Origin of the sequence: Bacteroides cellulosilyticus DSM 14838 (genome assembly GCF_000158035.1) — a bacterium.
In the GTDB taxonomy this organism is placed as follows: Bacteria; Bacteroidota; Bacteroidia; order Bacteroidales; family Bacteroidaceae; genus Bacteroides; species Bacteroides cellulosilyticus.
In genome coordinates this window covers 448,807-459,787 of sequence record NZ_EQ973495.1, presented here as the reverse complement: position 1 = coordinate 459,787, position 10,981 = coordinate 448,807, and the positions used below count along the sequence as shown (strand labels likewise).

Sequence of the window (10,981 nt, the reverse complement as noted above, 5' to 3'; positions counted from 1 at the left end):
GTGCGTACATCAACCGGTTTGGTCTTAATCACTGCACCTGCCGACCAACGGTTACGCGTATAGTTTTCACCTACCTGTATATCCGGATTAAGAGTGGAAGTGGCTACTGCGCATCCCTTTCCTTTAACAAAAGAACCACCTACGGATAGCCAGTCGAGCGGATGAACCATCAGACTGCCTACAATATCTTTCTGGTTGTTCTTGTCTTTCAGATTGATGCCTTGTCCATTCATCAATGCAAGATTATAATTTACCAGTTTGCCGAACAGGTCTCCATAAATCAGAAGACCCATATCGCGTCCGCTGCTGGAACCATATAACGGATCGCTGCCGTTGATACCGGCCAGATAATTGACAGACTGCGCGTAGCAATTGATCAACTCTACATAGCAGGGAGACATTGGGTTTTCAATGGTATACATCGTTTTGAATTGTCCGATGCGGGCGGTCAGTTGGGGGAGGAATTTGTATTCGGTGTATGCTTCAAGTATTTTCCCGGTATTGGCAAAGCTGTACATGAAGTAACATAGCCAGCGGTCAGTGATTTTACCTTGTGCCATGAAGATAACCCGCTTGATGTCGAAGGTATTACTGCCATCGTCGGCATCATCATACGTATATCCTACCTGTGCATAACCGGCAAGGCTGATACGGTCTTTCAGAGTGTTTACTACGTCGTTTAAACAAGCATCTTGTGCCGTTGCTATCAGGACAGAGAACAAGAAAGCGAAGGATAACAGTATTCGTTTCATTATTTTTTATAGATGTGAAGATATAAGATTAAAAAAGGCAACCCTTCTTTTCAAAGAGCTGCCTTTGGGTATGATAATGTCTGTTTTTATTCGTTGATAGCAGCGATACCCGGAAGAACTTTTCCTTCGATTGCTTCGAGCAATGCACCACCACCGGTTGAAACGTAAGAAACACCGCTTGCCAAACCGAACTTGTTTACGCAAGCTACGGAATCACCACCACCTACAAGTGAGAAAGCACCGTTCTTGGTAGCCTCTACGATAGCTTCACCTACGGCACGTGAGCCATGAGTAAAGTTCTCGAATTCGAATACACCAGTCGGACCGTTCCACAAGATAGTCTTGGAGTTTTTAATAACGTCTGTGAAGATTTTCTCTGTTTCAGGACCGATATCCAAACCTTCCCAACCATCAGGAATTTGGTCAACCGGACAGAACTTAGTGTTGGCGTCGTTAGAGAAAGCGTCAGCGATCTTAGCGTCAACAGCCAATACCAGGTTTACACCTTTTTCTTTAGCTTTTGCTACCAGGTCAAGAGCCAGATCCAGTTTGTCATCTTCGCAAATGGAAATACCGATCTTTCCACCCATAGCCTTAGTGAAAGTATAAGTCATACCACCGGCGATGATCAGGTTATCAACCTTACTCAGCAGGTTTTCGATGATTTCGATTTTAGAAGAAACCTTAGAACCACCCATGATAGCAGTGAACGGACGTTTGATGTCATTCAATACTTTATCAACAGCTTTCACTTCTTTCTCCATCAAGTAACCGAACATCTTGCTGTCTTTGTCGAAATATTTAGCGATCAAAGCCGTAGAAGCGTGTGCACGGTGAGCTGTACCGAAAGCGTCGTTTACGTAGCAGTCAGCATAAGAAGCCAATTTCTTGGTGAATTCTTTCTGGCTTTCTTTTACGGCTTTCTTGGCGGCAGCTTTTTCTTCGTCTGTCGCATCTTCTGCCAAACCGCGGGGTTTGCCTTCCTCTTCAGCATAGAAACGAAGATTCTCAAGCAACAGCACTTCACCCGGTTGCAGAGCAGCAGCTTTTACAGCAGCTTCTTCGCCCATACAGTCGTTAGCGAATTGCACCTCAACACCCAACAATTCTGACAGATGTTTCAGGATATGTTTCAAAGAGAACTTGTCAGCCGGACCTTTCGGACGACCGAGGTGAGAACCAATAATTATACTGCCACCGTCAGCCAAAATTTTCTTCAGCGTAGGAAGAGCAGCACGCATACGGTTATCATCTGTAATGTTGAAGTTTTCGTCCAAGGGTACATTGAAGTCCACACGAACGAATGCCTTTTTACCGGCAAAGTTGAATTGATCAATTGTCATAATACTCTATTTTATTTAAAAGTGTTATTAATTTGTTTTCGTGAGCGCAAAGTTAGCATTTATTTCTTTCTTTTGCTATGAAACCGTCATTTATTCTTTATCTTTCGGCTTCTCTTTGCTAACTTTATACTTCTCGCAATAATATTTGCACATCAATTGCAAACCGCAGTTGTCACATTGTGGTGTACGTGCCTGGCAGACGTATCGTCCGTGCAAAATAAGCCAGTGATGAGCAATGGGAATGTCGGCTTCCGGAATGTTTTTCACCAGTTCTTTTTCTACACTGAACGGGGTGGTGCATTGGTCCGAAACTAGTCCGAGGCGATGGCTTACACGGAACACATGAGTGTCTACTGCCATTGCCGCTTTGTTGAATACAACGGATTGGATGACGTTTGCCGTCTTACGTCCTACACCGGGAAGTTTTATGAGTTCTTCCAGTGTGCCGGGCACTTCGCTGTTGAAGTCTTTCACCAACATTTGTGCCATGCCTACCAGATGTTTTGCCTTGTTATTGGGGTAAGACACGCTACGGATATATTCATATATCACTTCCGGAGTACTGGCAGCGAGAACTTCCGGAGTCGGGAAGTCGCGATACAGTGGCGGAACAATCATATTCACCCGTTTATCCGTACATTGGGCGGAGAGGATGACCGCTATCAGCAGTTGAAACGGAGTCTCATAGTGTAGTTCCGTTTCGGCTACGGGACGATTTTCCCGAAACCAGGCAAGGACTTTTTCATAACGTTCTTTCTTTCTCATCGCAATTTATTTTTATGGTAATTGGGAGCTACTTTGCCATTGAAGTAGAGCATGGAAACAATGGTAAGGCAGGCTCCGAATAAATAGGCTTTATCAAAGGTGCTGACTTCTGCAATATAGCCTCCTGTCAACATACCGATACCGATGCCTACATCCCAGGAGGTCAGGTAGGTGGAAGTGGCGGTACCACGTTGGCTGTTGGGGGCGAGATTGACAAATAAAGTGTTGTAAGCGGGGAACATAATGCCGAACCCCACTCCCAGCAACAAGGCCACGGAAAAGAAAACAATCGTACATACCATGTTGTTCCAGCTGATAAGATATACACAGGCCGAAAGCAGGAAAAAACTGAACACCACGAGATACAGTCCAGCGGAAATAACCTGCGTTATCTTACCTCTGTCCACAATCTTTCCGGAGAATATACGTGAAATAGCCATTCCTATTGCCATGAAAGTGAAGAAGAAACCTGTGGTGGCATTAATCCCGATTTGTTTGGCATACATAGCCACATAGTTGGTCGTCATTCCATAAGGAATGGAAAGCAACAAGAGGCTGATACCTGCTGGAATACCTTTCAGCAATATGAATCGGTCGAGAGATATCGGTTCCCGTCTCACAGGTGGTTTATAAGGAGTCTTTACAAGAGAAGCGCAAACGAACCCAGCCATACAGGACCCTAGTGAACAGCAGAATATGGTAGTAAAACTCATTCCTGCATCATGCAGAAATAATCCTGACATCGGACCCACTGCCATTGCAATGTTGTTTGAAAGCCCATAATATCCCAATCCTTCTCCGCGTCGTGAAGATGGCATGATGTCAATCACGACTGTGTTACCACCTACGGTTACCATTCCGAACGATACTCCCTGTATGATACGAAACATGATAAACAGTGTAAGAGAGCCTGCAATAATGTATCCGGCAAACATCGTCATAAAGATGAAGTAAGCCATCAAATATAAAGGTTTACGTGCAAAACTGTCCAGAAAATAACCGGAGAAAGGGCGGATACACAATGCAGCTACTGTGTAGCAGGAAAGAATGATACCGATTGTGGAATTGCCGGCACTGAATACTTCGGACAGGTAAAAGGGAAGTACCGGTATCAGCAACCAGAATCCGAAATACAGCAGGAAGTTGGCTGCGAGAATAAAACAATAACTGGAAGTAACAAGTTTATCTTTCATTCTTATTAAATTGAGAGTTGAGAATTGAGAATCGAGAGTTGCCTGTGGCATGATAGCGCAGCCCAACTCTCAACTCTTAATTCTCAACTCTCCACTTATTTTAGTAAGCGGCTTCGAATTCCTTCAGGAATCTTGTGTCGTTTTCAGAGAACATACGAAGGTCTTTCACCTGATATTTCAGGTTAGTAATACGCTCGATACCCATACCGAGGGCGTATCCGCTGTATACCTTACTGTCGATGCCGTTACTTTCCAATACGTTGGGGTCTACCATACCGCAACCCAGGATTTCTACCCAGCCGGTATGCTTGCAGAACGGACAGCCCTTTCCGCCACAAATGTTACAACTGATGTCCATTTCGGCACTGGGTTCCGTGAACGGGAAATAAGACGGACGCAGACGGATCTTGGTATCTTCGCCGAACATTTCTTTGGCAAAGAGCAATAACACCTGTTTCAGATCAGTGAAAGATACGTCTTTATCTACGTACAACGCTTCTACCTGATGGAAAAAGCAGTGTGCACGATAGCTGATAGCTTCGTTACGATATACGCGTCCCGGGCAAATGATGCGGATAGGAGGTTGTGAGACTTCCATAACGCGTGTTTGTACGGATGAAGTGTGCGTACGCAATACGATGTCGGGATGTGCTTCGATGAAGAAAGTATCCTGCATATCGCGTGCGGGGTGATCTTCAGCAAAATTCAATGCGGAGAACACGTGCCAGTCATCCTCAATTTCCGGACCTTCGGCAATACTGAAACCCAGACGTGCAAATATATCGATGATTTCGTTTTTTACGATGGTGAGCGGGTGGCGTGTACCCAGTTCTACCGGATAAGCGGAACGAGTGAGGTCAATATCGTCACAACCCGTATCCTGGCTTTCGAACTGTTCTTTCAGGGCGTTAATCTTTTCCTGCGCCTTGTTTTTCAGTTCATTCAGTCTCATGCCGACTTCTTTCTTCTGTTCGGCAGCCACGTTGCGGAAGTCTGCCATCAAGTCATTGATAGCGCCTTTTTTACTGAGGAATTTGATGCGGAGTGCTTCCAGTTCCTCGGCGTTGGCAGCTTTCAGTGCTTCCACTTCTTGCAGAAGCTGGTTGATTTTATCTATCATATCGTCGTTATTATTTATTTCCGAAATACATAAAACGGTGCAAAGATACAACTTTATCATGATTTCGCTCCCAATCTCTTTATAAAATTAATCGGTCGCGGGGAAAAAGTCTGTGGCTGGTTAGGTGTAAATCTTCGTAGCATCTCTATGCGATCTCCGTATCGTATAGATTGTGGATAATCATTATCCTTGTCAGCTATGCACTGTCCTCCTTATCTTTGTGGGAGGTTAATTAGCTTCTTCTTTGTTCCTTTTCAGTGCTTTTTGATAAAGTTCTTCTTGCAAAACAAAGAATTCTGCCATGAGCTCAACAGGAACACATGGGTCGTTTTCATCTTCCGCATTGTTCATCAATTGCTCGATTCTTTTAGAGAGGGAAAGGTAACGCTGCATTTCAGGGTCATAGGGGTTAAGCGTATGCAGTATAATGTCGCTTTTCCTTAAATTAGTTTGTTTCATCTTTTATGATTGATTTATTCGGCAAAGGTAACTGCTTTTTTAGTATTCTTAAGTATTCCGGCGCAAATAATCTTTTTGCTAAGCAATTTTTTCGAACAGATATTAAAAAAATATATTAATAGGCCTCTCTGATAACAACTTAATAGCTATTCAACTATCTTTATTACAGAAAATAGTGGCCACAAGTGTTTTCGTATTACTAACAATATCTATATAGTGTCAGATTCTTAACAGAAGGCATTATATAGTAACTAATTTGTAAACTATGGAAACCAAAAAAACACCCAAAGCAAACTTGGAAAGCAAGAGACCCACGTGGTTACTTGTAGGTTATGTAGTCGTACTTGCCTTCATGTTCGTAGCGTTTGAATGGACGCGTGATATTAAGATTGACACGAGTGGTCGTATCGTCGAAAATGTATTTGAACAGGACATGGAGATCCCTCTTACAAGGCAGCCTGAGGTTGCTCCCCCACCTCCACCTCAAGTTACTCCTATTAATGATGTTTTGACAATAATAGATGATGACGCTAATGTAGAAGAAACCAATTTCGCTTCCTCGGAAGAAACCGGTGAGGATGTGGTAGTGAAACACATACCTGTCACTGTGGACGAAGATGTACCGGTAGAAGATGAGATTTTTGAAGTAGTGGAAGAAAATCCGCAATTTCTCAATGGTGGTACAGTCGGTCTTTTACAGTATTTGAGTAAGAATATCAAGTATCCCACCATTCCACAAGAGAATGGAACCCAGGGGCGTGTAACAGTACAGTTTGTTGTGAACAAGGATGGTAGCATCGTGGATGTGAACGTGATAAGAGGCGTTGATCCTTATCTGGACAAAGAAGCGGTTCGCGTTATTTCTACCATGCCGAAATGGAAGCCCGGAAAACAACGTGGCGTACCCGTACGCTGCAAGTTTACAGTGCCTGTGACGTTTAAGTTACAATAGGATAAGTTTTAAAATCATTACATTGTTTGATTAAAGGTGAAATGGTTTGTTTGAGTGTGGATGCTTGAATGAACCATTTCACTTTGCATCAATAGTTCCTACATCCTACACCATTTATTATTTTTATCTGATTATCAGGTGTATATATGATGTATGAAGCGGTGTAGGAAGATGCATAAAAGCTTCATCCTACACCATAAAACAGACAATAAAGAACGTTTTTATACTTGTAATTTACTAATTCACAGATTCTTAATGTGCATTGTACAAACTTTGCCCGGATTCGTACAAATATCTTTTTTTAGCCTGCAATTATTCATTACTGGAGTTAAACACCATCTTCTCATGGTATAGAAGGCTGAATTATAGATGCAAAATTTGATATGCCCCTTTCTTTTTCCCCTAAAGCTTTCATGTTAATGTCATTATGCTATAAGTAAAACCTCGTTTTCCAATTGTGGGCTGTCTGTCCCGCAATTGCGGGCTGCATAGCCTACAATTGGAAAACGTATAGCCCGCAACTGTAGGACGAAGTTTTGCTACGGGCAAAAGAAGAAAAGTAATAAAGCAAAGCGTGGTTTTCATACGACCTTTTACTCATCTTTCTTATTGTTCCTAAGTATTCTATTGTGGAATCTTTTTGGATTTATAAAGGATAGGTGGGGAGATAGAGTAAAAAAAGGAATATATCCTGCTTCTGATATATTCCTTTTTATCGTGGAGAGTATCGGACTCGAACCGATCACCTCGACACTGCCAGTGTCGCGCTCTAGCCAGATGAGCTAACCCCCCTTTTTTGATCCTTCGCTAACGTTTGCGAGGTTTCTCTCTTTTTGGTGGCGCAAATATAATGCATTATTCTGAAATAATTGCTATGTTTGCGAAACAAAGTGAAAGAAAAAATATGCTGATTTATAATACAACCTATCAAGTAGAAGAAGGACAGGAAGATAACTTCCTAATCTGGATCAAAGAATTCTATTTACCCGAAGTAGAAAAGGCTGGTGCATTGCATACACCGCGCATTGTTCGTGTACTCAGTCACCGTGAAGAGGGCAGTACCTGTTATTCCCTTCAGTTTGAAGTGGAAAATTCCGGTGTTTTGCATCGCTGGCATCTGGAACAGGGAACAAAGTTGAACGAAGAGCTGGTTAAGATATTCCAGGATAAAGTGGTAGGGTTTCCTACACTGATGGAGGTGATAGAGTGATACAGCCTGTCAAGGAAAAGATAATTCTGGGCATTGACCCCGGTACGACCATTATGGGATACGGAGTTTTGCGTGTACAGGGAACAAAACCTGAGATGATAGCTATGGGCATTATTGATCTGCGTAAAATGGGTGACCATTACTTGAAATTACGTCATATACACGAGAGGGTGTTGAGTATAATCGAGAGCTATCTGCCTGATGAACTTGCCATTGAAGCACCCTTTTTCGGGAAGAATGTACAGTCTATGCTGAAGTTGGGGCGTGCACAAGGTGTTGCCATGGCGGCCGCTCTCAGCCGGGATATACCGATCACGGAATATGCTCCTTTAAAAATTAAAATGGCTATCACCGGAAACGGTCAGGCTTCCAAGGAGCAGGTAGCAGATATGTTGCAACGTATGTTGCATTTTGCAAAGGAGGATATGCCTACATTTATGGATGCCACGGACGGTCTTGCTGCCGCTTATTGTCATTTCCTGCAAATGGGACGCCCTACAGTAGAGAAAGGATATCATGGCTGGAAAGATTTCATAGCCAAGAATCCCGACAAAGTAAAGCGATAATATCTCATATCTAATACTTAATGCTTGATACTCAATAATTAATACATGACATTTAATACTTAAAATAACGACCATGAAACTGAATGAACTTGCCTTGATTGGAGTGGCTGCTGCTACGATTGTCAGCTGTTCTCCGGCGAAAAAAGAGTACGCGTCTTATGAGCTGTATCCTGTTCGCTCGGGTGACCTGACAGAGATGGAGTATACTCCTGAAGTTACAAATTTTACTTTGTGGGCACCCACTGCCGATGAAGTGCGTCTGATGTTGTTTGATACCGGTGACAGTGGTCATGCTTATGAAACCGTTTCAATGGTGGCCGATAAGGAAGGAACCTGGACAGCAAAGGTGGAAAAAGACCTGATTGGGAAATTCTATACATTCAATGTAAAGATTAAGGATAAATGGATGGGAGATACTCCGGGCATCAACGCCAAAGCCGTAGGAGTAAATGGAAAGCGTGCCGCAATTATAGATATGAATGCGACTGATCCCGAAGGTTGGGCAACTGATAAACGCCCTGCGTTGGCTTCTCCGGCAGATGCGATTATTTATGAAATGCATCACCGTGATTTTTCTATCGATCCTTCTTCCGGTATTCAGCACAAAGGTAAATTCCTGGCATTGACAGAAGAAGGTACGTTGAGTCCTGAACAATTGGCAACCGGTATTGATCATTTGAAAGAACTGGGTGTGACGCACGTACATCTTCTTCCATCTTATGACTATGCTTCCGTAGACGAGACCAGATTGGATGAAAACAAATACAATTGGGGATATGATCCTCAGAACTACAATGTGCCTGATGGTTCATATTCTACCGATCCTTATGATCCTTCTGTTCGTATTAAAGAGTTCAAACAGATGGTGCAAGCATTGCATAAAGCAGGAATTCGTGTAGTGTTGGACGTGGTGTATAATCATACATTCAATACGGCTGAAAGCAACTTTGAACGTACAGTGCCGGGATATTTTTATCGCCAGATGCCGGATGGTAGCTTTGCTGACGCTTCCGCTTGTGGCAATGAAACGGCAAGTAACCGCCCTATGATGCGGAAATATATGATAGAATCCGTGTTGCATTGGATTAATGAATATCACCTTGACGGTTTTCGCTTTGATCTGATGGGTATTCATGATATAGCAACGATGAATGAAATTCGGAAGGCAGCTACGGCAGTTGACCCGAGTATCATTATTTATGGTGAAGGTTGGGCGGCTAAAGCTCCCCAGATGCCGGAAGACTCGTTGGCTATGAAAGCGAATACTTACCGGATGCCGGGCATTGCTGCATTCTCTGACGAAATGCGTGACGGATTGCGTGGTCCGTTCAATGACAATCATCAAGGTGCTTTTCTTGCCGGAATTCCGGGAGGCGAAGAGAGTATCAAGTTCGGTATTGTCGGTGCTGTCAAGCATCCGCAAGTGGACAATGATTTGGTGAATTATAGTAAGGCTTCCTGGGCTGAACAGCCGACACAAATGGTCAGTTATGTTTCTTGCCATGATGATATGTGCTTGGTTGACAGACTGAATGCAAGTGTTCCGGGTATTACGCCACAGGAGTTGATAAAATTGGATAAATTGGCTCAAACGGCTGTATTTACTTCACAAGGCATACCGTTTATTTATGCCGGTGAAGAGGTGATGCGTGATAAGAAGGGCGTGCATAACAGTTACCAAAGTCCTGACTCTATAAATGCTATTGACTGGAAACGTAAAGCAGAACATGCAGATGTTTTCGCTTATTATAAAGGTTTGATACAGTTACGCAAGAATCACCCTGCTTTCCGCATGGGAGATGCGGATCTGGTACGTAAGCATTTGGAATTCCTTCCTGTGGAGGGCAGTAACTTGATAGCCTACCGTTTGAAGGAACATGCCAACAGTGATGCATGGGAAGATATTATAGTAGCGTTGAACTCACGTAAAGAACCTGCTAAACTGACAGTTCCCGAAGGTAAGTATACGGTTGTTTGCAAGGATGGTTTCATCAGTGAAAAAGGATTGGGTACACTTTACGGATCAGAAGTGATCGTTCCTGCACAGTCTGCGTTGATTATTTATAAATAAGAATAGCGTATATATAATAAAATATCGCCCCTACGAGTTGTGTTACTTGTAGGGGCGCATCTGTATTCGCCCGGATACATAAAAATTGAGAGTTTGGGCATTATATTATAGTTTGTGTTATTCTTTAGCGATATCCGTTTTCCAGGTAATTCCGCTTATATCCATTAATTCAAGTTTATATATTCCAGTTGGTATATCGCTAGTGTTTTTTTCAATATTAATTTCTGCTTTAGCCCCTAATGGAATAACGAGACTATGTTCCCCGGGTTTTACTTTTGCAACATATTTATTACGTATATTGCTCACCGGAAAAGAACTAATCTTCGCCAGAATGCAGAAAAATAAGTCCATCCGACTACCAGGCGGAGAGCCAGCGAAAACATACCGGAAAGGTCATAGGTCTGGCCTGACGGGCGTTCTGGTGTTGGTTCTTTCTCCATAGACTCCTGTATTATTTATTTTGATTGTTCTTTTTTATGATATTTGGCTGCAAAATGTTCCCTAATAGGCCACCCATGGCAGTTCCCCACAATGTGCTGTTTAGTGGAGA

11 protein-coding genes and 1 tRNA gene are annotated in these 10,981 nt (G+C 42.9%); 4 read left to right on the top strand and 8 right to left on the bottom strand.

Annotated elements, in window-relative coordinates:
* From BACCELL_RS24080 to BACCELL_RS24055, 6 genes are all read right to left on the bottom strand, one after another.
* On the bottom strand, window positions 1-752 hold a 752-nt coding region (locus BACCELL_RS24080; protein ID WP_007214753.1), incomplete at its 3' end, for a porin.
* 86 nt (window positions 753-838) lie between these two features.
* Entirely contained in the window at window positions 839-2,098 is a 1,260-nt protein-coding gene (locus BACCELL_RS24075) for a phosphoglycerate kinase (protein WP_025726278.1), read from the bottom strand.
* A gap of 87 nt (window positions 2,099-2,185) precedes the next feature.
* Window positions 2,186-2,860, bottom strand: a complete 675-nt coding sequence (nth, locus tag BACCELL_RS24070) for an endonuclease III (RefSeq protein ID WP_007214751.1) — start codon at window positions 2,858-2,860, stop codon at window positions 2,186-2,188.
* Complete coding sequence (locus tag BACCELL_RS24065) at window positions 2,857-4,053, bottom strand: MFS transporter (protein WP_007217432.1); 1,197 nt, start codon at window positions 4,051-4,053, stop codon at window positions 2,857-2,859. Before BACCELL_RS24065 ends, nth begins: the two co-directional genes overlap by 4 nt.
* A 100-nt stretch (window positions 4,054-4,153) precedes the next feature.
* On the bottom strand, window positions 4,154-5,173 hold the full coding sequence (pheS, locus tag BACCELL_RS24060) for a phenylalanine--tRNA ligase subunit alpha (protein WP_007217433.1): 1,020 nt from the start codon (window positions 5,171-5,173) through the stop codon (window positions 4,154-4,156).
* Window positions 5,174-5,401: 228 nt separating this feature from the next.
* Complete coding sequence (locus tag BACCELL_RS24055; RefSeq protein ID WP_007214748.1) at window positions 5,402-5,632, bottom strand: hypothetical protein; 231 nt, start codon at window positions 5,630-5,632, stop codon at window positions 5,402-5,404.
* A 265-nt stretch (window positions 5,633-5,897) separates the two neighbouring features.
* Here BACCELL_RS24055 and BACCELL_RS24050 point away from each other — a divergent pair, with 265 nt between their 5' ends.
* Entirely contained in the window at window positions 5,898-6,584 is a 687-nt protein-coding gene (locus tag BACCELL_RS24050; protein WP_007214747.1) for an energy transducer TonB, read from the top strand.
* Between the two features lie 718 nt (window positions 6,585-7,302).
* On the opposite strand, the gene BACCELL_RS24045 is transcribed toward BACCELL_RS24050, so the two are convergent.
* Window positions 7,303-7,376 (bottom strand) — tRNA-Ala (locus BACCELL_RS24045).
* A gap of 112 nt (window positions 7,377-7,488) precedes the next feature.
* Here BACCELL_RS24045 and BACCELL_RS24040 point away from each other — a divergent pair.
* From BACCELL_RS24040 to pulA, 3 genes are all read left to right on the top strand, one after another.
* Complete coding sequence (locus tag BACCELL_RS24040; protein WP_025726279.1) at window positions 7,489-7,794, top strand: DUF4286 family protein; 306 nt, start codon at window positions 7,489-7,491, stop codon at window positions 7,792-7,794.
* Complete coding sequence (ruvC, locus tag BACCELL_RS24035; protein WP_007214744.1) at window positions 7,791-8,360, top strand: crossover junction endodeoxyribonuclease RuvC; 570 nt, start codon at window positions 7,791-7,793, stop codon at window positions 8,358-8,360. Before BACCELL_RS24040 ends, ruvC begins: the two co-directional genes overlap by 4 nt.
* 73 nt (window positions 8,361-8,433) lie before the next feature.
* On the top strand, window positions 8,434-10,431 hold the full coding sequence (gene pulA, locus BACCELL_RS24030) for a type I pullulanase (RefSeq protein ID WP_007214743.1): 1,998 nt from the start codon (window positions 8,434-8,436) through the stop codon (window positions 10,429-10,431).
* Between the two features lie 117 nt (window positions 10,432-10,548).
* Here pulA and BACCELL_RS24025 read toward each other — a convergent pair whose 3' ends face one another.
* Window positions 10,549-10,782, bottom strand: a complete 234-nt coding sequence (locus BACCELL_RS24025; protein WP_007214742.1) for a TQO small subunit DoxA domain-containing protein — start codon at window positions 10,780-10,782, stop codon at window positions 10,549-10,551.
* Window positions 10,783-10,981 lie beyond the last annotated feature (199 nt).